The sequence below is a fragment of the Candidatus Methylomicrobium oryzae genome, assembly GCF_016745425.1.
GTDB lineage: Bacteria > Pseudomonadota > Gammaproteobacteria > Methylococcales > Methylomonadaceae > Methylomicrobium > Methylomicrobium oryzae.
Genome location: NZ_JAERVK010000018.1, coordinates 21381 through 45553 on the forward strand (window position 1 = coordinate 21381; position 24173 = coordinate 45553).

14 protein-coding genes, 1 tRNA gene and 4 pseudogenes are annotated in these 24173 nt (G+C 50.6%); 4 read left to right on the forward strand and 15 right to left on the reverse strand.

The features are described 5' to 3' along the window. The first annotated feature begins 6 nt into the window (after window positions 1-6). The 3 genes from dpdJ to dpdD are packed head-to-tail and all read left to right on the forward strand — an operon-like array spanning window position 7 to window position 7351. On the forward strand, window positions 7-4545 hold the full coding sequence (gene dpdJ, locus JJL52_RS17725) for a protein DpdJ (RefSeq protein WP_202053829.1): 4539 nt from the start codon (window positions 7-9) through the stop codon (window positions 4543-4545). Continuing rightward, window positions 4542-5075, forward strand: coding sequence for a phospholipase D-like domain-containing protein DpdK (dpdK, locus tag JJL52_RS17730; protein WP_202053830.1), 534 nt, complete (start codon window positions 4542-4544; stop codon window positions 5073-5075). Before dpdJ ends, dpdK begins: the two co-directional genes overlap by 4 nt. Then, window positions 5072-7351, forward strand: a complete 2280-nt coding sequence (gene dpdD, locus JJL52_RS17735; RefSeq protein WP_202053831.1) for a protein DpdD — start codon at window positions 5072-5074, stop codon at window positions 7349-7351. Before dpdK ends, dpdD begins: the two co-directional genes overlap by 4 nt. A gap of 3 nt (window positions 7352-7354) precedes the next feature. Here the strand turns inward: dpdD and JJL52_RS17740 are convergent, their stop codons facing one another. The 13 genes and pseudogenes from JJL52_RS17740 to JJL52_RS17800 all read right to left on the reverse strand — a co-directional run bounded on the left by JJL52_RS17740 (window position 7355) and on the right by JJL52_RS17800 (window position 21193). Beyond that, window positions 7355-7663 (reverse strand): H-NS histone family protein, encoded by a 309-nt coding sequence (locus JJL52_RS17740; protein ID WP_202053832.1) that lies wholly within the window; start codon window positions 7661-7663, stop codon window positions 7355-7357. Window positions 7664-7856: 193 nt separating this feature from the next. After that, window positions 7857-7970: pseudogene (locus tag JJL52_RS17745) on the reverse strand (transposase domain-containing protein); the annotation flags it as partial. Between the two features lie 16 nt (window positions 7971-7986). After that, window positions 7987-9066 (reverse strand): DGQHR domain-containing protein DpdB, encoded by a 1080-nt coding sequence (gene dbpB / locus JJL52_RS17750; RefSeq protein WP_202053833.1) that lies wholly within the window; start codon window positions 9064-9066, stop codon window positions 7987-7989. Beyond that, window positions 9059-10336: a tRNA-guanine transglycosylase DpdA gene (gene dpdA, locus JJL52_RS17755; RefSeq protein WP_202053834.1), complete on the reverse strand. Its 1278-nt coding sequence runs from the start codon at window positions 10334-10336 to the stop codon at window positions 9059-9061. The genes dbpB (JJL52_RS17750) and dpdA overlap by 8 nt, the downstream gene beginning before the upstream one ends. Then, window positions 10333-11454 (reverse strand): DGQHR domain-containing protein DpdB, encoded by a 1122-nt coding sequence (dbpB, locus tag JJL52_RS17760; RefSeq protein ID WP_202053835.1) that lies wholly within the window; start codon window positions 11452-11454, stop codon window positions 10333-10335. The genes dpdA and dbpB (JJL52_RS17760) overlap by 4 nt, the downstream gene beginning before the upstream one ends. Beyond that, complete coding sequence (locus JJL52_RS17765) at window positions 11454-12332, reverse strand: hypothetical protein (RefSeq protein WP_202053836.1); 879 nt, start codon at window positions 12330-12332, stop codon at window positions 11454-11456. Before JJL52_RS17765 ends, dbpB (JJL52_RS17760) begins: the two co-directional genes overlap by 1 nt. Window positions 12333-12529: 197 nt before the next feature. Further along, a complete protein-coding gene (locus tag JJL52_RS17770; RefSeq protein ID WP_202053837.1) occupies window positions 12530-13129 on the reverse strand; it encodes an IS630 family transposase in 600 nt (199 codons plus the stop codon). Continuing rightward, window positions 13051-13425 (reverse strand): annotated as a pseudogene (locus tag JJL52_RS17775) (helix-turn-helix domain-containing protein); the annotation flags it as partial. The gene JJL52_RS17770 and the pseudogene JJL52_RS17775, both read right to left, overlap by 79 nt. Before the next feature lie 487 nt (window positions 13426-13912). Continuing rightward, window positions 13913-14525 (reverse strand): annotated as a pseudogene (gene istB, locus JJL52_RS17780) (IS21-like element helper ATPase IstB); the annotation flags it as partial. Window positions 14526-14770: 245 nt separating this feature from the next. Next, entirely contained in the window at window positions 14771-16225 is a 1455-nt protein-coding gene (gene tnpC / locus JJL52_RS17785; protein ID WP_272901759.1) for an IS66 family transposase, read from the reverse strand. Between the two features lie 184 nt (window positions 16226-16409). Beyond that, a pseudogene (locus JJL52_RS17790) lies at window positions 16410-17327 on the reverse strand (IS256 family transposase); the annotation flags it as partial. A gap of 1380 nt (window positions 17328-18707) precedes the next feature. Further along, on the reverse strand, window positions 18708-19031 hold the full coding sequence (locus JJL52_RS17795; protein ID WP_202053839.1) for a hypothetical protein: 324 nt from the start codon (window positions 19029-19031) through the stop codon (window positions 18708-18710). Between the two features lie 203 nt (window positions 19032-19234). Beyond that, window positions 19235-21193 carry a hypothetical protein gene (locus tag JJL52_RS17800; RefSeq protein ID WP_202053840.1) on the reverse strand — a complete coding sequence of 653 codons (1959 nt, stop codon included), beginning with the start codon at window positions 21191-21193 and terminating at the stop codon, window positions 19235-19237. 397 nt (window positions 21194-21590) lie between these two features. Here JJL52_RS17800 and JJL52_RS17805 point away from each other — a divergent pair, with 397 nt between their 5' ends. Further along, window positions 21591-22652 carry a tyrosine-type recombinase/integrase gene (locus tag JJL52_RS17805; protein WP_202053841.1) on the forward strand — a complete coding sequence of 354 codons (1062 nt, stop codon included), beginning with the start codon at window positions 21591-21593 and terminating at the stop codon, window positions 22650-22652. Between the two features lie 86 nt (window positions 22653-22738). Here JJL52_RS17805 and JJL52_RS17810 read toward each other — a convergent pair. Together JJL52_RS17810 and ald are read right to left on the reverse strand one after the other, a co-directional pair. Beyond that, window positions 22739-22814: transfer RNA gene (locus JJL52_RS17810), tRNA-Lys, on the reverse strand. Between the two features lie 116 nt (window positions 22815-22930). Further along, the gene (gene ald, locus JJL52_RS17815) at window positions 22931-24061 is read right to left on the reverse strand and encodes an alanine dehydrogenase (RefSeq protein WP_202053842.1); all 1131 of its coding nucleotides are present in this window, start codon (window positions 24059-24061) and stop codon (window positions 22931-22933) included. Window positions 24062-24173 lie beyond the last annotated feature (112 nt).

Here is a 24173-nt window from a genome sequence, read left to right on the forward strand (position 1 = left end):
GTGGCTATGTTGGAACCGCGAGAAAATTTTCTTGCATCTATATTAGATCGTATCGAGGAGCGCGAAGCTAGACTGCTTGCTTGGGGGATAGTGGATGGTGCATTCGGACACGACGAGATTTGCGACCTGCTCAATCCTCTGATAGATGAAGCCATCAACGGTGGCTTGGAGGAGTTTTTATCACCCGAAGAAGTGCTTGCCGAGTTGCTGCGGCGAAAGTGGATAGCCGAAGTCCTTATGGCTGGCGGTTCCACCGGTTATCGATCACGCATGGCGGAAACGGTTCGTCTTATCCAGAGACTGAGACAGTTATTCCCTAAACATGCTGGGCACTCTGGATGGCAACGAGCTCCCGGGTTGGTCGCAGACTTCCGTTTCCTCCGCCGAAGGCGCCGCTACCCTGCACGCGATATCCCTGCTGAGCAGGCGCTAGCCATGATAGGGGATGCAGCAGAAAGCCCAGCACTGCTGACAGCGGTCAAGGCGCTGTTGGCACCGGGTGGTCGTTCCGTCAGATTATCCGGTTTCCAGGCAAGAGCGGCCCAAAGGATCCTTCGTGCAATCGAGACAGGACAGGAGTTGGCTACCATCGTTTGCGCTGGCACCGGAAGCGGGAAGACGCTAGCTTTCTACCTGCCTGCACTAGCATCGGTATACCGCCACATGCTGGTAGACGGGAAGAACTCCGACTGGGTTAAGGTCGTTGCACTCTATCCCCGCACTGAATTACTCAAAGATCAGTTGCGCGAGGTCCTGCAGCGAATCCGTAATCTCCGGGCAGATTTGCCTAACGGTGAAGCAGCCCAAATCCGCATCGGAGCACTATATGGTGATACTCCTCACTCCGCACAATACTGCGATTGGTCGAATGGCGTCTGCCCGACCCTGGTTTGTCTGGTCTGCGGTGGCGAATTACGTTGGCTCAAACAAGACCTTGCCAAGGGCATCGAGCGTCTGGTTTGCGCGTCGTGCTCAGAGGTTTTGGACGGTGGAGTGTTCCCGATAACTCGGGAGTCCATGAAGAATTGCGTCCCAGATATCCTGTTTACTACAACAGAGATGCTCAACCAGCGCCTCTCAGATATGTCCATGGCGCATCTATTCGGCGTCGGACCAAAGGCCCTCCGTGCCCCAGAGTTGGTGCTGATGGACGAAGTGCATACTTACGAGGGCAAGCACGGTGCGCAAGTTGCTTACCTCATGCGCCGTTGGCAACGAATGCTGGATCAGCGTTTGCGTTTCGTTGGTTTGTCGGCCACATTGCGCGAGGCATCGCAGTTTTTCGCAGCGTTAACCGGTTGCCGCAACAACTTAGTGGACGAAGTGTCACCACGCGCAGACGAGATTGAGTCGGAGGGTGCTGAATACATGCTCGCGTTGCGAGGCGATCCGGTCTCACATGCGGCGTTACTATCCACTACTATCCAAACATGCATGGTAATGCAGCGTAGTCTCGATCCGAAGGCGATCAAACCCGAAGATTCTGTTAGCCATGGAGCGTTTGGTCAACGATCATTCGTTTTTACGGATAATCTGGACGTAATAAATCGACTATATTTCGATTTGCTTAGCGCCGAGGGGCGGAACAGTTATGGCGATCCTGACATGCGCCATGCTCCCGACGGCGGATTGGCAGTACTACGTGAGAGTGGAACGTCGAACGCGCGCTATTTCAATGGGCAGGATTGGCGTTTCTGCGAGGACTTGCACAATGGCCTTAGACACCGCCTCGTAGTTAAAAGGGTCAGTTCCCAGGACCGCGGGGTAGATCCGGGTGCGGACGTGGTTGTCGCAACCGCCGTACTGGAAGTGGGTTTCGATGATCCGGTCGTCGGTGCGGTTATCCAGCACAAGGCACCGCGCGGCATGGCCGGGTTCCTTCAGCGCAAGGGTCGTGGTGGGCGTACGCGCGGCATGCGGCCATGGACGGTGGTCGTGTTGTCCGATTACGGACGCGACCGTGCTACCTACCAGAGTTACGACTTGTTGTTCGATCCGGAACTGCCGGTCCGTACCTTGCCGTTGGGAAACCGGTACGTAACCCGGATGCAAGCGGTATTCGCGACGATCGATTACTTGGGCTCGAAGTTGGATGGCGCCCCAACTGGAAGCGTTTGGAACGACCTGAGCGGAGGCGAGAGGTTTAGCGTCCAGCGACGCCAACGACTGCTACGCGAACTGCGCAATATCGTCGAGACGGAGGCCGGGTCAAGGCGTCTCGGCAACTACCTGAGGGGCGCTTTGGATATATCCGAGGAAGACCTGTCGGCGATCATGTGGGAGTTCCCTAGACCCCTCCTGACGACCGTCCTGCCTACCGCACTTAGGCGCTTGGCAAGCGATTGGGGCGCGGGAGGCAAGTCGCAGCAGGATTACCAGTCGTTCAACAACCCACTGCCCGATTTTATCCCCGGCTCCCTTTTCGCAGATCTCAATTTGGCTGAGGTAGCCATCGATTTACCTCGAGCAGTTCCCGCAGTTTCTTTCAATGCTCCCGCGATGCCAGTTTTTGCGGCACTGCGGGAATTCGCGCCCGGTCGAGTTAGCCGTCGTTATGGCGTGAGCCATCGTAACGAGCGGCATTGGACTCCACCAGCGCCGGATTTTTTGGGCGGATCCGGCCCGTTCGCGCTCGATATCGATTCAATTGGGAGCCACCAACCCCTTGGCGACTATCAGGTTCAGGTAGGCGGCGAAATCGTATCGCTGCCGGTCTTTCGTCCGGTCCGTCTAGCGCCGGAATCTCCGCCGAAAGCGGTGGCGGATTTCTCGAACGCTTCCCTCAAGTGGCACAGCCAAATCGTCGCCGCAGTCGAACCGGCGTGGCTGTCGCCCCCGGCGGGAAGCCTTTGGACAGTGATCGTGCCCCGTATCGGTTTCTTTACGCACTCCCGCCACGCTCCGCTCGAAATCCGACGGTTCGCCGTTGGGGCTTCGGCAGAAATTGGCCTCGGCACCGAGAAAGTCCGTGCCGATACTGCCTTCCAGGCCAATGGCAAGCCGGCGGGCCTCGGAGCCCGGTTTACTGCAGACGGAGTGGTGTTTCAGATCCGCATTCCCTCTGGATTGCACCTTGCAGGAGGAAGTGAGAAATGGCGGGCCCTTCGCGCTGCTAGATTCGCCGACCTCGCCTGGCGCGGCGAGCGGTTAGAGACCATTTCCAGTCCGTTCATGCGCGAATGGCTCGCTCAGATTTACCTGTCGGCTTTAACCTACGAGGCGATGCACTGCCAAGTCGGATTGGCAGAAGCCGGTGCCCGTATTCGGGAGGATCGGGCATCTATATCGCTGTCGGACGTCCTAAGCCTGTTGTTCCAGTCGCACGTGGTAGAAGAACAGGGCAATGTAGAAGCCTTAGGAAACACCGACAAGCTGCGCCAAGAATTGGATGCCTGCCTTCGGGAATCTTCGGTGGTCGAAGAATTACATGATTTTGCGGCCATACTTTGGGAACCGATCGGAACTGATTGGGAGCCATGGCTGCGAGGAGTCTACCATTCCACCTTGGCAGCGGCCTTGCTCCGTTCGATTACCGATCTCTGCCCAGGGATAGACCAGGAAGACCTGTCGGTCGACTTGGACCGAGGCCCTGCGCCCGATGGTCAGGCGACCGGCCTGGACCAGGATGCAGTGGAAGCCTGGTTTACCGAGAGGAACCCGGGCGGCAACGGACTGATCGAGGAGTTCATGCGCAGCTTCGCGGAAGATCCCCGGCGTTTCTTCGCTACCGTACGCGCGAATCTCGGAATGGGCGAGTTCGAGCTCATCGACCACCAATTAGGCCAAATCGTGACCTTACTGGCCAATGATGATGGCAACAGCGATTCGAAAAGTGTCGAGTTGGTACGCAAATTCCGGGTGGCTGGAAGCCAGGAAGAAATGGCACGCTCGTTCAAATCCCTGCGTCGGTCGCTCATTCTCGAGGGGTTTTCTCCGTTCCACGGATTTCTGGTCGCGCTCGGCAACCGCATCCTTCGCCCAGGGTCGGGCGCGGCAACGGACATTTACCTGTCACGGGTGCTTGAGCAGTGGCAGGGCGAGGAAGAGCGAATCGGCATCGAGATTGACCTCCGCGTCATGACCTACTACCTCAGCCAATCAGAGGCCATCGACCGCGTAATTTCTGACGTCGGTGGTCCACCCGTTGGCGACCGTACTTCTTGGAGAAGTGGAGCCATCAGCGGACTCCTATGGCCCCGGGGGCAAGCGATACGTCGATCTGCTCTGCACATGCGGAATCCTTTCATGGAATTACCTTTGGTCGAACGCTTGCTGGTCGCAGCGTCCATTAGCGACGACCGCGTGTGCGTTTCCGTGCTAAAAAAAGATTGGTTGGAAAAAGTTGCCGAGCAGTTGGCTGCGGGTCGCCAAGTTACGCTTACCTGTCCGGAAACAGGGCGTGGCAATCTGGCAGCAGCTCTTAATGAGTTGGTAACCAATCCGGTCGAATCCGGCTACCTGCGCGCATATGCTCGTCTCCAGGGGATCCGCCAAAACCGTTCTCTGATCGAAGCCGACATCGAACTCGTGGAGGCCGTGCAATGAGTGTCCAATACCGCCGCATTTTTAAGACCCAAACCACCGGAGTTGCTACCATCCAGGAACTGATGCAGACGATGTTCGTGGCTGAGGTGCTGCAACCTGGCGATGATGTTTGGATAGTCTCTCCTTGGATTAGCAACGTCGTGCTAATCGACAACCGATCCGGAAACTTTGATGCTCTGAATCCAGAGTGGGGGCGCCGTGAGATCCGCCTTGCAGACGTACTGGTGACTTTAATGAGCCACGGCACGAGGGCGCATGTTGTTACGCGCAACGAGAGCAGTAACGATTCGTTCCGTACTAGGATTGCCGACCTAGCCAGCGAACACGACCTGGAGGACTCCTTAACGGTATACATCCATGACCAACTCCACACGAAGGGGATACTGCTTACGAGATGCCTGCTAATGGGATCGATGAACCTGACCTACAACGGCATGACCATCAACGACGAATGGGTGGAGTTTTCTCTTGACCCGATCGATCTCAGTCGGACGCGACTCGAATTCGCGCGCTACGGGGAAGGCCAATGATCGACACCTTACTTCCGCGGGACATATCCTGGCTCGAAGCCTTTTTCTCGGGCCGTAACGCATTGAAATGGGAAGCTGTCATTGGGCGTAGTGCGCCTCCGGCATGGTTGGAGCAAGTCCTCCCGTGGATCGCATCACTTGCCAGTTCGGGGGCTAGTTCGCCCATCGTCTTGCCTGTTTTTGGACCCAATGGGCCTTGCCAATGGTACGGCATGGCATCTGATGAGGTGGGGGCAAACGCGTTGTCCCAAGAATTGACAGCGTTTGTCGGTCCAAGTTTTAGTGACTTTCGGGGACAATTTCTCAGCCCGGACCCAGTCGACGCAATCGAGAGGGTCTTGCTTGAACGCTTCGGCCGTTTCGTGTTTCGCTTCGACCCGGTTAACGGAGCGGCTTGCTCCGTCATAGCTGACTCCCTCCAGTTGTATTTGGGCTTGCTCCGGCGCCGTCCCAAAATTCCTGACCGGACACAGCGCCCGTTCGGCAAAGTACGCGCCGAGTTCGACCGCGCCTTGCTGGTCGGAAGCGAATCGGACGCGCAGCGTTTGCGCGAAGAATTGGTCAGCAGTGGACGGTTGGACGCAGAGCAGCAAAAGTACCTGGACATCCGGATGCTGGCTGGCTTGGGCCGCCAGTATCAATTGGCGCATGATTATCCCCTCGTGAAGTCGGTTCTTGGCCTATCGCTTCCCGCTCAAACCATTGCCGACTTGGTCGGAGCCCTCTATACGACCTATATCACTGAACTAGAAGACAGCGGTAATGACGATGCGCTCCTGACCACGTTCCGGAAGGAGATCGCGGACAACTTCGGTCCGCTGTTCCTCGAACGGAAAGGCGTCATGCACCCAAGTGTGCTCAAAGCCTTCATGCTCTACGAACTCGTACAGGCCGAACCTAACAGGGAACGCTGCCAAGCTATTGTCTCCATCTACCCGGAGGATGACGGACGCGCCCTGGTCGAGCGTTGGGCCGGACGCTTGGCCGCGAATGCCTTGCCCCGGACCGATCTTTTCGAGTCCGCACGCCAAGCATTGGCAGACGAGGACTATGGGTTGGCACTCCATCTCTCATTCGATGCCTTTCCAGCATTGTGGACGTATGGTGCGATGCTCCGTTGCGCGGCGGAGATGGAGGACGAGGAAGTCGCGCTCAGGGTTCTCGCGGCGGTGGAAGCGGCGCCCGATGCCGAGCGCCTGAACTGGACGAAGAGGGATCTGGCCAGGCTCCAGCAATTGCGCGCCGAGTTCTCCGGAAAGTCCGAGGAAACCATTGTGATGGCAAACCGTACACCCCGTCCGGAAGCGGATTGGCTATCGTGGGTCAGCTATGTCGAATCTGGGAGACACGACCGTCCGCCGCTGCAGGTCTTGGAAGATGCCTTGCCCCGCTGGAGCGTCGAATCTTATGCCTCGGATCCACCTTTGTGCCGTGAATTGGCGGAAAGGATCGGGAATGCTGGCGGTGCCGCGGAACAGATACTCCGCGACGCGTTCGTTCCCCTGGTCGAGTTCTTCGTAGACCGGCCGGCCCTTCCGGTCCGTGGCTTCGGCCCCCTCTACGCGATGCTGATCCGTATCGTTGCCTGGAACGGCATGGTCTCCGCAAACGAACTCGAGTTGGCTTCTGCGCTTGTGCAGGCGTTGGTCAGTCTCGCACCATCGAGGCAGGATTATGTGGAGGCTGTCGATGCCTACGCAGAGATACTAGGCGCGAACAACGCTCCGAGTAACGTCGATTGGGCCCTCAACGCGGCCGAAATGCTGGCACTGCATGCCTCTCCGGATAACGGCGAGTCGCGGTTACGGTTCTTTATGGCAGTTGTCGAGATGGCCCGCGCGTGCGCGCACCGCCTCCGACCGGTCCAGTATGAAATACTGTCTTTGTTGGCCAAGGATTATGGCTGCTCTGGTTTATTGGAGGCTTTTCCAACCCTACAAGGCGCTTCTGAAGAACTGACACTGCGGACCGACTTCGCCGGCCTGATAGGTATCTATACCCTGACGGAACCGGCAGGGCAAAGGGCCCAGCAATTCCTTCGCAAGTTATTGCCGCAGGCCAAGGTAGAAGTGAATGCTGACCACGTTGCGACTGACAAGCTCAAGCATCTGGCGACCAATGCCGACATCTTCGTTTTTGCATGGAAGAGCAGCAAGCACCAAGCCTATTTTGCGGTGAAGGACGCTCGGGGATCCAAGCAAACCCTTCTCCCTCTGGGTAAAGGAAGCGCCAGCATTCTTGACTGCGTACTGGGACAACTCGAGCGGAATGGTTGAGAGTTATGTTTTAAATATATCAATAGATTGACCTTGATTTATATATGCACTTAACCATCTAGGGATGCGCCCTTTTCCCGTCCAAGTGTTTTTATGGTTGTTGGGATCTCTATACTTAATAGAAGGACGGACTTTATTTGAAAACCTTTCAATATCGCCTGGCACAAAAATCTCAACATGTATATTGATGCTTTCAGCCAATTGTTTAATCTGTTGAATTCCACGAAGTCTTAGCTCATTTTGACGCTCCTTTAGTGAAAAAATTAAATCATCAATTTCTTTTACTGAAAGATTGTTATTGTCAATTGCCATAACTTATCGAATCCTATTGGTTTATAGTTAATAATTTCTGATACTATAGGGCATAAAGAATCACTCAGGTAAGGCTGGATCTTGATCACCCCAAGATAAAATCACCCCACAACCCGGACTCTCATAAAGATCAATTCGATCAACTTGGGGTATCGTAAGCGGCCAGTCATTCCACATCGCCAGGTCGTTACCGTTATGATGTAATCCAAGGCAGCAATTCGTCGATGCGGATGTTGGGCCAGGCGGGGAGCTTTTTCAATATCTCTTTTAGCCAAGCAGAGGGATCAAGGCCGTTGAGTTTGGCGGTGCCATTACCAATAGTTTCAAGACATAACCCTATCGGTACGTCTTGAGCGTAGATCAGATCTGACAATGGAGGTAAGATAATGAGTGAGAGAGACGATATCTTTATTAATGTTTTGAATGGCTTTCCAGTGGCGAATATCATTTTCCGCCAATTTCCACTCGCCGTGCGTCCATGCGGTACGTCCAGATAAACATCCCATGCCCTTTGCGAAATCTTCCCAATTTCTTGCTCCGTCAAGCAATGCCAGTATTTCCATAACGTAGCCCAATGAAACAATCCCTGCACCGTGAACTAATCGCGATGTCTTTGGCGTATGCCCATTCCATTCATTTGCAAATACTTTTTGGACTGCTCGATAAAATTCGCTAATAAGACTAAAACAGCGCTCGGCACCATCATTTTCTTTTATAAATTCGCGCATCATTCCATCGTTAACGGAATTCATAACCACTCGTTGAATTGAGGTGTCTGCAATAAAGCCATTTGGATTAGTTTGCTGACGAATTAATCCTTTCAGTGACGAGTTAGGGTCATAATTAAGGCGGACTGTTAAATCGGCCGCAAAAGTGCGTCCGTCTAGTCTGTGGGGAAGTCCATTTACGGTGGGCAACAACTCGTAAATAAGTGATTTTGGAAGTGGTTTTGTATTGTTAATCAATACAAATTGTCGTCTTAGTTCTGCATCGTCTTTACAGATCAACGCCGAAACGAAAACCTGAAAATCCTTATTTTCAATTTGGCTTAGTGCGCTCAATCTTTGTTGACCATCTACAACAAGTCCTGGTGGAATATCTGAAGTTTCTATCAATATTCGGCAGACGTTTCCATTCAACGGTTCGATCGTAATGCCATCAGTAAAAGCAACTACAATGGGGTTGGGTAGAACTGCTTCAGCTTTTTCAAGATAATCGCGAATTTCTCTAATATGTGAAGCAATTTGTGGGCGTTGAAACCCACTGAGATGGCCCTCTGAATCTCGGCCAATTCTTTCGATAGATGCAAAGCGTAAAAGATCTTCGGCACTTGCAGCAAAAGAAACAACTGTGTGGTTAGGACTTTGTTGAGCGCGAATTGCTAAGAACGATATTTTATCCATTTAGTGAGCCTTGTTTGTTTAGGGTATCAATTATCCCTTTATATACTTGGAGATTATGCATTCCACGTCGCCTATTCCTATTGCTAGCACGAAAAATCATTACCTCTATAGAGCTCTGCTGGCAAATTGGACACGGACACTTTTTCCAAGGTTTTTCAGTGAGAGTTTCGAGGTATTGCGCCTTTAACGTAGTAATTTTATTGGTGTGCTTTACTTCGTCATAAGGTTTCTCCAGCATAAGAGGAGAGCTGTACAACATGACGGCTTCAAGGGTTTCTTCTAATTCAGCAAGTCCTTCGTCATATGCTCTTAGATAAAGAAGTGCATTTTTTTCCAGCTTGACTAAATCTTCCGAACGAAAGACGCCCCGCTTAATTAGTCTTAGCAATCGTTGGTTCTCAATTGCTTGGGGTACACGAATTGCTGTGAAATAGCGTAAAGAAACTTCGCCTGTGCGGACGTAATAGTTCTGTTTATTATCTTTAAATGCCCGAATTAAAGGAGATGTGGTATCAAAGCTAGTGATGTTATAAGGTGTAAAAGTCGAAATCTCATCAGCTTTTGCGAAACCCAAGATATGTAACCGGGTAGATGCGGGAATGCTTGATCGGATACACTTAAGGCACATTTTAATTTGCGCTGCTTTTAGTGGGACCATCCCTCCTACAGCCAGATATGTATATCCCATAGAAACCAGGCGTCGTGCTGCTTCGGCCATGCTCTCTGGAGACCAACCTTGAACCACTCCGAGAGGGGTGAATCCTTTTCCTAAGGCTCGGCTTTCTTTTAAAAAAACATCAGCATTTTCTAACGTTATATCAAAACGTCGCAGTGCTTCTTCACTCCCTCCTTCCAGACCTTTTACTGTAGGATCAAAGTCGAAAATAATGTGGTCAACTGAGCACCCATGAGAAAACTGACCATCATGGTAAAACTCCAGCATATTTTCTGGTGAGAATGGTGGCACGTCTTCTTTAACATATGAGAATGCGCCACAATCGCCAAAGATATCTAGGTGACTAAATTTGGGATGATTGAGTCTCAGAAATTCTCGTGCTCCAATTCTACGGAATCGCATTGCTTGTGAGTCTGTATATATGCCATCTACAGTTGCTCTTGATACTAAGATGCCATCATAGGGTGCTGAGATAAACATTTCATGTGGGTAACAATCGTCCCAATATACTTTCCGGCTAGGTTTCGATCGATCGTTTAAAAAGTCATACTCGGGATCAACCATATCCATGCTGTCGGCAAAGATAAACTTCATCGATCCCGCCTTGATAATTCCCTATCCAGTCTAATAAGAAATTCACTTAATCTTATAATATGTTGCCCAGTATTTTGAACTTCATTCCAACGCCAACCAAGGTCTGGCCAAGTTCCTTCTGTCCACGCACAATGAGGGGCGAGTCTTTGCAAGGAATTATGTACTTCAACTTCTGGGTTAGGGAAGCCATCCGCCCTCAACATAATTTGATCCATTAATGCTCCCAATGCTCGAATCCCAGCTGAATGCATCAATCGACTTTCAGTGGGAGGCTTACCCCAAGCGTTTTGAAAAACGTCACGCGCGGCAGACCAGTAGGTAATTAGAGTCCTATACATGCCTTCCGTATCGGTGACGTTAGAAATCTTGAATTGACTAAGAGCTCCCAATGGAGATTTTAAATTTCGGCGAAAGGCTTCAATTAATGCAGAATCGACTACGATGGCATTGGTGCTTTCAGAATCAGATTCTCTTCGGATCAAGCGGTAAAATGGGGAGTTGGGATCTTTATTAAGAAGGTTACATAATTCGCTCGGAAGTTTTCTTACAGCTAAATCTTTAGGCAAAGCCATATTTACCTCTGGAAGTAGTTCGTTGATCAATCGAGTTGGAAGCGGTTTCGCTTTGTTAACCAATATGAACTGCTCTCGCTGAATTTCGATATCTGGACAAACGAAGCCTACAACTGGAATTGCGATTTCATTGTTCTTTGCTTTAGCCAAAGCCAATGAGCGCTGTTGTCCATCTACAATCCAAGCTATACGCTTGCCTTCAGGATAAATAGGAATAGATAGTGTTCCTGCCTGAGCAACGTCTATAAAGTTTATAGGGGATGGACCTCGAGTTTGTTTAAATTCAATTTCGTTCGAGAGAGCTAATATAATGGCATTAGGAAATAAAACTGGCCCACTATCTAAGAACTCAACAATAGCATTAACGTGACTACGAATTTCTTTACGTTGGAACCCCCGCATTTCACCCTCTTCCCTACAAACGCGTGAAATATCAGCGATCTTTGTTATATCAGAGCCAAAAACAAAAAAAGAATAAACATCGACATTATTACCTTGGGTACTATGTAACGCTCGAACAACTATGTGTTCCATTGCTTTAGGCATTAGCGGACCTCCATTAACTTCGCTACGCCATAGAAGAGTCTTTGAAATCTTTTTTGCTCACAAGCGACGCCTAAGGAGGCTCTAAAAAACCTTAACATTTTTGTTGGTGACGTAAAGTTTTCAGACCATTGCTCTTTAATAAGGTTACTAATGTCCTGGTCTGAAAATCTGGCACCAGTATCAACTTTGTGCGGTTGTAGTTGCTTCAAAACCTCCTCAACTGAGGCATAGTGATTTTCAGAAGAGTTATTAGTTGAATTTGGAAGAATAGATTCGACAAAATGCCGTAATGCCCGCTGAGGAAAGTCATTCAATGTTCCCCGATTTGGCCCTTTTTGACTATCAAATCGCTCATCGTACGGCATCAAATAGGGTAAAAGGCAGCTTGAAATGTTGCGACCGTTCGCTCTTATAAATAACCGGAGTTTCGATTTTTCGGAGTTGTTTAGATCGATAAGTTGAGGCTCGAACAATCTATAGTAAGGAAGCGACATTGCAATTAATATTAAGTCGTATGAACTGGTATCGAAAGTAACTGAAAAAGGGCTTTTACGATTTAAAGCTTCCCACCAGTCCGAAGCATTTCCTTGGTTTAGTTTATAAAGTACACAGTCTGGATTCCCTCGTGAAATCGTTAAGTTATAGGGCGGGACCTCTTTTGAACCCGCTATTAACCCAAGCCCTGCTGAAGCAATAAGCAGGTTCGCATTTAACAACGAAACAGCACTTTTTACCTCTTTGAACACTCTTCCTGAATAAAGGTTTTCAGCTGAAATTTTCTGATTAGCTTTGGATAATTGCGCAAACCATCGATCTGAAAGTTCATCTGCATTACCAGAATGATAATGACCAATACTACACTCGGGAAGCGCGTCCATTCGTTTTCTGTTCGTGCAGTTTGTAATGATTAACGTCTTATTTTTCAACATTTATTCTCAATAAATGAAATCATTTTTTATACAGTTATTTGAAAAATAATTTTCAATAAAATCTATGTAACTGTATGTTATCACATGTAAAAAAATGAATAAAGTTCAGCATTTACTCGCTTTTCTTATCACAAGGTAAGCGCCTCTCAAAAAGTCAGCTTGTATAAGCAGCTGAACCCTTCCCCAATTTCATCGATGGCCCGTTCCAGTTCATCCGGCGTATACAGTTTGAATTTAAGCCATTCGTATTTCATCTTGCGCCAAAGCAATTCAATCCGGTTCAATTCGGGGCTGTAAGGCGGCAGAAAATAAAAGCGCATGCCTTTTTCTTCCAATAAGTCCCAGTAAGGCTTCAGTTTTTTGGCGGTATGGATGGACGCATTGTCCAGGATCACCACCAAAGGCTTGCCCACCCGTTCCAGCATGGCCATCAAGAAGGCAAAGAACCACAACCCATTGATGCTCTGCCACAGTTTTGCCATCACCAGTTTTCCCGATGACAGCATGGCCCCCATCACATTCAGCCGCCGACCCCGTTTCGCCGTAACAGCATGGGTTTCGCCCTTTTTTGTCCAGGCGGAACGGTTGGGCGGTTGCGGGGCAAACCCGGCTTCGTCAGCATAAGCCAGTTCGATCGCGCCGGCTTGCGCTTGGACGATAAGCTCGGCTAAGTCGCGCTGGGCTTGTGCGAAGCACTCGGCGTCGCGCTTTTTTTTAAACTGTAGCGCGTCCTTTTCCAGACACACCCCATGCGTTTCAACTCGTTACGCAAGGTATTGGCGCTGAGGCGAAGGCCGCATTCGGTTTCCAGGCGATCGACCAACACTCGGCAGGTTAACGGTTCGGCCTCGATCCATGCCTTTAACCGCGCCCGGTGTTCATCATTCAACTTGCTCGGTGCGCCGCTGCGCGGTTGATCGGGCAGGATAGCGAAACCGGCTTTGAACCATTTGCGCCGCCATTCTCGGATCGTCTCCGGCAACACCCCTTGCTTTTCCGCTACTTCGAACGTCGTCTGCCCTTCGGCCAGCAGTAAAATCGTTTCTGCCCGCTCTCATTCTCGCCAGTCGCTACCTTTCTTGATCAGGTTTTGTAACAACTCTCGTTCGGTTTGGGTCAGTTCAACGCGCACAACTCGCATTTCCTTCCTTGGCTGGCTTCATAAATCTTTACATTCTAAACACCAGACGATTTTTTATTAAGAGCTTAAGTGACTATTTGATCTATTAAAACAATAGGTTGCAACGAGAATGGCAGTGCTTTTTTTGGCAAAGTAACTCAATCTTTATTTCTACCTTTAATCGAAGATGACGCAGACATTTATCTAATCATTCATAGATAGAATTTGACCTGGAACTGCGTCAGATAGCGTTCGGTGATGCTATCGGTCGCAGCCTGATCGTCGTTGGTATTGGGGGCTTCATGAACATGACATTGTCAACCGGCATTGAAAATGTTCCACTGATGGGCGTCGAAAAGTTTCCAGTCAAGATGTAGGGTTATTGGTTTTCAGTGGCTTTTTTCCGCTGCTTAAACCGGTACGAGTCATTGCCGGTTTCCAGAATGTCACAATGATGAGTGACGCGATAAAGCCGCGCCGTGATCATCTTGGCATCGCCAAAAACCTGCACCCATTCGTCAAAACTCAGGTTGGTGGTGATAATCAGCGAGGTTTTTTCATACAGCTGACTGATCAGATGGAACAACAGCACCGCCTGACGCCGGGAACGGCAAATAGCCCAGCTCATCCAGAATGACCGCATCCCTATGTTGGAGTTGCTTGGCGAGATTGCCGGCTTTGCCTTGCTGCTTTTCCTTGTCGAGTTGATTGAACAGATCGACCGCATTGTAGAAACGCACGCGTTTGCCTTGATGAATGGCCCCCATGCCAATAGCCGTCGCCAGATGTGTTTTGCCGGTACCGGTGCCGCCAATCAAAATCAGATTGTAGGCTTGCTCCATGAAGTGTCCCGTAGCCAGTTGTTCGATGCGATACTGGGCAATAGGGGTTTCCTGCCAATCGAAATGCGTCAGGTCACGATGGATCGGAAAGCGAGCGGCCTTCAGTTGGTAGTTCAGGCTTCGCGCTTGCCGATCCGCTCGTTCAGCCACAATCAATCGATCCTGCCAGACTTCCGGCATGACCGGCTTCTGCTGACTGCCGTACTCAGCCAGCCATGCGCTCCAGGCGGCAGCCACTTGTGCCCTGTGGATATGCCGAACAAGTGTAGGGTTTTCAGTTGTGCAGCACGATCAATGGATAGGGTTCATGCTCCGTAAACTGTCGTAGCGGCTGCAGTCGGCCATCGGTTCAACGGTCAGTGCCGGCGTCTTCGTCCCCGTTTCTGTCAGCACCGTGGGTCGAGTCGCTTCGGTCAGGTAACCGTTCACGCCCCCGAAGCCGGAGGCAAGCAAGCCAAAGCCGGGAATGGCAAGCGGAAGGAGACACGCTCCGCCATCCCCCCTTGCCGACAAATCGTCCGCAGGGCTTGATAGACATTGACCTTGAGCCGCTTGCAGGTCTCAATCAGGGACAACATCATGGGCCGAAACTGATTGCCCCGATGCGATTGCGTGAAGAAGCTGATTTTCCGCCAAATGACATACGGGCGCAGGCTTTGCTCCGCGGCATTGTTGGTCATCGGCACGCCTTGATATTTCAAGAACGTCCACAGCCTGGGGCTGTCGCGTAATAGCTTGCGACAGGCGTGGCCGGTACGCGTATCGCCATGCGTCGTGGCGGCACGTTCCAAGGTGACTTGAAAATGCTGGCGTAAGCGCTGCAAGCGCCTTCGGTACAGCAAGGATTGGCAACCGCTGTGTTGCCAGCGCTTGCCGCAGTGCACCACCAGGCGGGCCAGGCGCAACAGATAAGCACCGTCCTCCCCGGCTTGTCCCACGCGTTGGGCAATTTTCTCCAGGTTGCGGATGATGTGCGCCCAGCAGTATTGATGCCGGTCGACGTCATACTCGTTGTAAGCGCCGTGCCGATCGGTGACCAGAATACCGCCGAAATCGCCCAACAGGGCCTGGGCCGCCTGTTTGCCGCGCGAATAATGCACCATGAAATACGCCGCCTGCGGCGTACTTAACGACCACAACCAGTAACGGCTTTTCCCGCGGAAATGGCTGGTTTCATCGGCGTGGGCCAGGACTGCACCGCGTACTTGGTCGCCAATTTGTTGGTAGACCGGCAATAGCCAGTCGACCACCGGTGCTTGGGCTTCACTGATGGCGCCCAGACTGAACGTCAGTTGCCACTGCTCCGTCAACAGACTTTCAAGTTGACGCAGACTCAAATGGTATTGGCTGTTCAGCAGACTGATCCAGGCGATCAACCCCGGCCCCATTTGCCCGCTCGGCACGTCGTCTGGCAAGGCCGCACTCACGCGCGCCTTGCACGCCGCACAACGCCCTTGAAAACAGCGGTGTTCGACCACGTGGAAGCGCACTTCCGGGAGATCGAACACTTGATGCCGCCGGTAACCGTCCATCACAATCTCTCCACCACAGGCGCAATGGCTGAGCGGATAATAACGCTCGATGCGATCCACCTCCGACTCAGCCAACAAAGCCCGCTCGTGTTTTTCATGACCGGCTTGTGCCCCTTTTGCCCGCCCGGTCGGCTTTTTCGCGGGACGCTCCGCGCGTTGTTTGGGGCTGTCTTGCGACGGCGGCTGGGAGGAGTTTTCAGACGAGGTGGACAGCCGCTCTTCCAACTCTGCCTGCCGTTGCGATAAGTCGGCCAACAACTGCCACAGCCTCTCAATGAGCTGCTGCGCTTCTTCGAGGCTCTGCACTTTCGGGGCTGATTGTGTAAGGTCTAGGACAAGCTTTGACATGGCCTCATTTTCTAACAGTCGACAGCGGCTTGGCAAGGGCGTGAACGGTTACGATGGCGGAGCGTGTCTCCTTCCGCTTGCCATTCCCGGCTTTGGCTTGCTTGCCTCCGGCTTCGGGGGCGTGAACGGTTACTTCGGTCAGTCGTCGCATTTCGTTCAGCACAATCGCTGCACTGATAATGCCGGTTTGCAAGGTCAGATCGAAGGCACGGTGTGCCTGCTCCTGGGTCTCGGCCTGCCAGATTTCGTGCAAGGCGTGTTTGACCTTGGGCTGAATCGATTGAGGCACCGCATTGAGCACGTTCAGGGTTTTATGCAGCCAGCAACGCTGATGTCGGGTCTCGGGATAAATTTCCTCCAAGGCCGCCCGAAAGCCCATCGCCCCGTCACCGATCGCTAACTTAGGCGTGTTCATGCCCCGGGCTTTGAGCATCAACAGCACTTCCCGCCAGCTCGGGGTCGACTCCAGCACTCCGTCTTCTATCGCCAGAAAATGTTTCTCGCCACGTGCATTGACACCGATAATGACTAGGGCGCAGAGTTTGGCATCCTCCGATCTCAGGCCGCTGTAGACCCCGTCCGCCCAAATATAAACCCATGCCTCCTTGTCCAGTTGAGTATTCCGCCAGCGTCGGTATTCATCGCCCCACTGTTGTTTCAGCCTTGCGACCGTGCTGGGTGATAACCCTTTCGCTTCCGCACCCACCAGAACTTCCAGAGCACTGGCCATTTCTCCCGTCGAAATCCCTTTCAAATAAAGCCAGGGCAATGCCGCTTCCAAAGAACGCGTCTTGCGCACATAAGGCGGGACCAAAGCCGAACGGAAGGTTACCGCTTCCCCGTTTTTGGCCCGTACCTTCGGTATCTTGACCGCAACCGGCTCAATGCCGGTCTGGATCTCGCGCTCCGGTTGGTAGCCATGACGAACGACGGTAGCCCGTCCATTGTCCAGAAACTGATCGGCGTACTGCTTCATAAACTCAGCCAATTCAGCTTCAACGGCCTGCTCGATCAGATGCCGGGCACCGGTTCTTAACAATTCAGTCAATGCATCGGTAAACTGATCCCGACCTGATAACTCTATAACGTTATTCTTATTCATAGCGGTGTATCTCTCTCGGTTGGTTTCATTGTCTGGCAACAACGAATCAACCAGATACACCGCTATTTTTCAATACCTCAAACACCAGATTCAGTTATAACTCCACGGATGTCGATCAACGCCAAAGCCGTTTGAGTTTCTCGATGATCAAGCGATCTACATGACTGGGTTCTGATGCCGGACGGTAAATCCTCTCCCTGCTGTGCCCCTAGTTTGGCGCCTTGGTCCGTAATCAACCAGCCTTTCAAACCTTTCTTAAACTAGCCCAGCTCCTGTACACGCTACGGTTTCTTCCTGACACTCGGAGTCTAAGCCGGCTAGCGCTGCCCTTGTGACACCGGTTTTGTTCGAGTGCCTGTCCCTCTCTCAACTGCTTGCTTCACTTACCAGCCCCACCGGGTGAACTGCCTTGGGCGGCGCTTCAGGTGCCCGGTGGGGTGGCAGCTAGATTCGGCGCAAGTGGAGCGCCAAGGCTTGGTAGATCCGACAAACCCGCGGGTAACTCCAGCGAAAGCCTTGGACATGGCGTATATAGAGGTAACAAGTGCTCATCCCCCAATGCGTCTGACGGTTGGCCAGACGCATCAATCCTTCAGCAAGCAAGAGGTTATTGACGGCGCGTTGGCGGCCATGGCGGTAGCCTGTCGGGTTTTTGCCCGCAATCGCATGCCCAAGGCGAAGTCGGCCGGGTTTAGCCTGACCCCTATTCGACGCCCGCAGGCCTGGGCGAGTGGGCGTCAAGCCTATTTTTCCAAGGCTTCTTTGAGGAGCTAGGTTTGGTATAGCTCGCCTGCTACCTTCCTTTTGAGCCAATACGTTACCGCTTCCTACGCTTTGAAGGGGAGCCTCAACGCGGCTTGCCGGCCACCGGCCTTCGACCCGCGTTGGCAGCCGGGGATCGAACCGAGGCCGTACGCGCGGCATAACGAGTGCCGCAATCGCCGTTCCGGAGGCGGCCCCTGACCTCCCGTCCTCCTTGAGGGCACGGTTCAGTACATGACGGGGATAAGCCCCGCAGAGCGGACAGTGAAGCGTCATACAAATCCTCCCATACGCAAGCCGGCCTGCCAGGTGAGCGGGACGGCGGCTAGGGAGATAACACATGAAAAAGGCGCAGCCAGGCGCCCTAAGGTCGAATCAGTCATCAGGAACTCCTAAAAACGCATGAGAAAGTAAGATCAGCCCAACCCGGAGCCCTCGGTCCGTAGGCGCAAGCTACTTGCACCCCAAGGAAGGGGGCAGACACAAACAAAAAAGCCCGGTCTGCCAAGGCAGTACCGGGCTGGGGTCAGGATGGGAAGAGGAATAAACGGTCGATCCGCGCAATAGGGGATGAAAGCCCCAAAGGCGGCAAAACCGAGCACCACAGAGAGGCAGGGCTCAGGGGTGAGGCTGGTTAAAGGTCACCCCGCAGGCGAGGCAGCGGTAATTGTCGAGGATCTTGTCATCGACCAGGGTACCGAGCTGGGCACCGGCAATGCTGCCGATCAATGCCCCAATCATAGCGCCGGCTAAACTGCCCAGCATCATGCCGGGGGGACCGGCCACAGCCACCCCGACCGTCGCGCCGACTTCGGCGCCTTCCAGGGTGCTGACCGCACCGCCTGCCGCGCCACCGGTCAACCCGATGAGGCTGCCGGCCTTTTTACCGATCTCGCGGGCCACCACCCGCTGGGAATGGCATACCGGACATTGAATACCCATGCAGAATCTCCTATGAAAAAAGACAAATAAGTCCGTCTGGTAAAGAAAAAGAGAGGAAAAAGAGAAGATGGAGATACGGATCAGCCAAAGATTGGCCGCATCCATGATCAGGACGAAAAAAGAGAGGAAGCTTTAGCGAAAGCTCATTGTCAAAGCGAAACCCGAAGGCTGCGCTCGAATACGGTATATGTGATTGAGATTTTTTAAGAACGGGATCGTCCTGGGGTATTGATAGCTTTTGAAATTAAAGTGAGGGTTTCTCGATCGTATGCAAGTTTTATTATATTTGGAGCATTAATGTTTGACATTGCGCAGAAGAAGGCGATGGATGAGAACGTTATTTCATCGAAAACCTCAGCGGCTTTGTATTGATGTAAGGTGACAAGGTTTTTGTTGATTGAATAGTCTGGCTTGCTTGACCTCATTAACTTGTTAATTACTCGCTGCATCCTAAGGCTTTTTGAATCCTTAGTCTGGTCCATTTTTGTATAGCAATCGTATATGTCATATATTAAGTCATCAACTTTTTCAAAAGGATTATATTTTATAGGGTTAACCCCTTCATACTTACAATAGCCTTTAGTATTGAAGCAGGTTATTTCATCCATGATCTTGGCTAAATAATTTTCTTTAGAAGTGTATCGCCGCAGGTTTTTTTCAATATTATCAGCGCCATGATATTGTTCAGGATATGGTGTAAGTTCCAAATTTTGGTCTTCACTCTCAATGATCATTCTTATTTCCGCGTTCAAATGATCATAACTTAGGCTATCATCCATTATCAGTCTCAAAATTATCAATAGCTTCGCTATTTTGTCCTGGGTTTCACCTGCTGTAACTAGTTTACATCTTTGACTAGCCAAATTTAACTTTTCCAACGCTTCTAAAAAATCATTCTTTGCTAGAGCGCTCAAGCTTGAGTAATAGAGGAATTCATGTTCATAGATTGAATGATATTTATGGCGCTTTATGCTACTCAATATTTCAATAATTCTGCTTTCCTGTAGCGGTTTTTCGGGTGACGAAAAAATATATTCAAGTTCTGTTAATCTTTCGACAATCTCCTCGTGAACATCGTCAATTGATTCTGCTTCTGTAAGTCTGCTGAAACGAAGAATTCCTTTAGTGAAATTTTCTGTATCAATCTCATCTAACTGATCCTGTGTCGCACTGGTTGTCGTGTAAAGAAAGGACTCAAATGCAATGCATATTTGATCCCTGTAGTCATCTCTGATTTCTAACCGATCCTCATAACTAACAGCATCATATTCGGCCTCATTCAATTTAACTGGAAATAAATTGTTCAATTCTGTCGCAGTCAATACAAATTCATTCCGATAAAAGTCAACGTAAGGCCCTATAAAATCTTTAAATAAGCTATAGCTTTCATCGCCTTGGATCAGTCGGTTACTTGTTGCTAGGCATTTCTTGAAATAATCCACCAAGCTTAACATGCATACTTTATTCCCGAACAGTTCTTCTAAATCATGGCAAATTCGTGAGACTACTATAGCGACATGAAAAATTGTTTCAATTTCATCTACTTCCTCTTTCAATTCCGGCAGGGTCTTTAACTGATTGATGATTTTTTGTTTGGTTTTATAACTTGGCGTTACCTCGGGATCAAGTTTATAAAGATAAACGGCCAAAACATTTGTTTCATTATCGCGTATGCCCTTGATAGAGTCTTTAATGGGAATTAGGTACTCTCGCAGTTTCGCAGTAGGCGATATAAATTTACCTTCCTCTAAGTGTGGCAACATGAAATCATGTTTAATCAGATATTCTGATATCTCAAAATCCTTCATGTAATTGCTTAATAGACAGGCCAGATGTGGAATGTAATAAAAGATAAGCAATGCCCAGATTGCTCTTTTATTACTGGCTATCGTGTAATAATTTTTGCTGGTTATAAACCTAGCAAGATTTTCGGAAATTATGAGGCATACTTTGATTGCATTCCGCTTTTCTGGGTCTTCTCCAGCGAACAGCGAGAGGATTTGGGGAAGATAGTCATCGGTATAACTTTCTCCTAGTTTGATGAAGTCTCTGAGCGCTCCCTTCCTGAATTTGCCCGTTTCCCGTTGCGTCTCTGAGTACTCCAATCCCAGATAACACACAAATTTCTTAAAGCAGGCAAGATAGTTCGGCAGATTGATCATTCTTGTATGAACTCCATGCAACGACAGCGTGTTCTTGATGACCAAACTGTAGCGCTGTTACACCGCAGAATAATATTATTCATAAACAATAACTTACAATAGTTACCAAGGCCTGTGGAAAACCTCGTCGAGAAAAGAAACCCAAAGAGTTTATAAAATTCTTTCATCATTACACCAACCATGATGTTTTTATGATTTTACCAAAACTTATCAAGCAACGGGACGCCCCCTCTTATGTGGGAATGAGCGAACCGATCTTTAATAAATTGGTTCGACCCTACCTGACAGAAATTCGGTTGGGCCGATCTGTTTTGTACGATCGACTTGACTTGGACGCCTGGGCTGATACATTCAAAGCCGCGAACGGAAAGCCGGGCAAACCACTAGAGGAAACAAAATGGCAAAATCAACCCCCGGCCTTCGAAAAAAAGGCAACATCTGGCACATCGACAAAACCGTCGCGGGTGTCAAGCTTCGCGAAAGCACTGGCGAAACGGAGCTCGAAGCCGCTGAACGCTATTTAGCCAAGCGAATCCAAGAGATCCGAAAAGTAGTAGTGTACGGGGAAAGTCGAGAGCGAACCTTCGATGAGGCGGCCGCTCGCTTCATTGAAGAATATGGACACAAACGGTCTCTGGATCGTGATATTGATACGCTGAAGGCGGTTATGCCTTACATCGGTGATCTTGCATTACAGAAAATACATTCGGCATCTCTGGACCAATACATTCGAGACAGAAAAGCGGATGAGATTTCCGCCGGAACCTTGAATCGGGACATGGCGGTCATTCGCAGAGTGATGAAGCTTTGCGTGGCTATGTGGCGTGACGAGCAAGGCAGGCCTTGGCTCGATACGGCGCCACTGTTGCCGACCGTGCAAGGGGCAAAACGTAAGCCTCGACCCATCTCAGTTGCGGAGCAAGAAAGGCTGATTCGAGGAATGCCGCAATACTTGGCGGATATGACTCTATTTGCACTACAGACCGGTCTGAGAGATCAGGAAATATGTGGTTTGAAATGGGAGCATGAAGCCAAGATTACCGGCAGTCAGGAGACAGTGTTCATCGTCACGGAAGAGCGGGCAAAAAACGGTCATGAACGTATCGTGCCACTGAATACAGTAGCGCGATCGATTGTGGAGCGTTATCGGGGCCAATCGGACTTTGTCTTTCACCGGAAAGGCAATCGCTTGGAAAGGATGAACAACAGGGCTTGGCGAAAAGCCCGTGAAGCAGCTAATCTGGCTGAGGTACGGGTACATGATTTAAGGCACACGTTTGGCATGCGCTTACGCGCTGCCGGGGTGAGTTTTGAAGACCGTCAAGACTTGTTAGGGCATCATGCGGGGCATATCACTTCGCATTACAGTAAGGCGGAAATAGCTCGACTGATTGAGTGTGTGGAACTGCTTTGCAGCGATAGGCAGCAACCTGAGCTTACGCTGATCCGAGCAGCCTAATCGTCAAAAAATCGGAAATGAAAATGGCAGGCATAAAAAAACCAGTCGCCGTGGCAAGCTAACTGGTTGATTTAAATGGGTATAGTTGGTGGGTCGTATTGGATTCGAACCAATGACAACCGCATTAAAAGTGCGATGCTCTACCGACTGAGCTAACGACCCAACAAAGACTTAAAATTTTATAACTATTTTTAACTTTTTGCAAATATTTTTCACTTTATCGAAATGCAGTAATGATCTCGAAGCGAATTATCTGAGTATTATATTAGTAATTGACCCTAAATGGAAGCCCTATGACTCGTCATGAGACAAGCTGATGCGTTGGTATAGCCAAAATCCAAAGATTGGGCTACGGCTGCATTTGTTAAGCGGCCTTGATGGGTCGTCAGGCCCAATTGCAAAGGATGATCGTGGCGAAGCGCATCGAGGCCTTCGTTCGCGAGACGCAGCACGTAAGGCAAGGTGGCGTTGTTCAGCGCCAGGGTACTGGTGCGCGGGACGGCGCCGGGCATATTGGCAACACAATAATGAACGATGCCGTCGACTTCATAGGTCGGGTCGCTGTGAGTAGTCGGACGCGCGGTTTCGACGCAGCCTCCTTGATCGATCGAAACGTCGACAATCACCGCGCCTTTGCGCATTTTTTTCAGCATATCGGCCCGAATCAGCCACGGTGCTTTCGCACCCGGTATCAGTACCGCACCGATCACCAAGTCGGCCTCGTAAACCGCTTCTTCGATCGTATAGTTATTGCTGATACGGGTCTGCAATTGGCCGCGATAGAGATCATCCAATGCTTTCAGTCTTTCGTAATTGACATCGAGTACGGTGGTGAGGGCCCCGAAACCCACCGCGACACGGGCCGCGTTGGAACCGGCGATACCGGCGCCGAGGATAACGACGTTAGCCGGCGGAACGCCCGGAATACCCGATATCAGGATGCCGCGGCCGCCGTGATTTTTTTGCAGATAGGTCGCCCCCGCTTGGGCCGCCATACGGCCCGCCACCTCACTCATCGGCATCAACAAAGGCAGCCTGCCGTCGGGCGTTTGTACAGTTTCATAAGCAATGCTGGTGATACCGCTTTGCAGAAGCGCCTCGGTCAGGACTTTGCTGGAGGCTAAATGAAGGTAAGTGAAAAGAATCACGTCCGGCTTCAAATAGCGGTATTCTTCCTCGATCGGCTCCTTGACTTTGACGACCAGATCCGCTTTCCACGCCTCTTCCGCATTCATCACAATTTCCGCACCGACGGACAGATATTCGGTATCGGTAAACGAGCTGCCGATACCGGCTCCGCTTTGAACCTTGACCTGATGGCCTTGACGGATTAAGGCGCTAACCGAGCCGGGCGTCAAACCTACTCTGTATTCGTTGTTTTTTATCTCTTTAGGTAATCCGATCAACATATTTGAAATGGGTAACGAATAGAATTTTAAAAAATAGCATTTTTATGCAGGGTGAACAATAGAAGCCTCCAGAACACACTCCAAAAGAACATTTATAGGCATGATCCGTTCA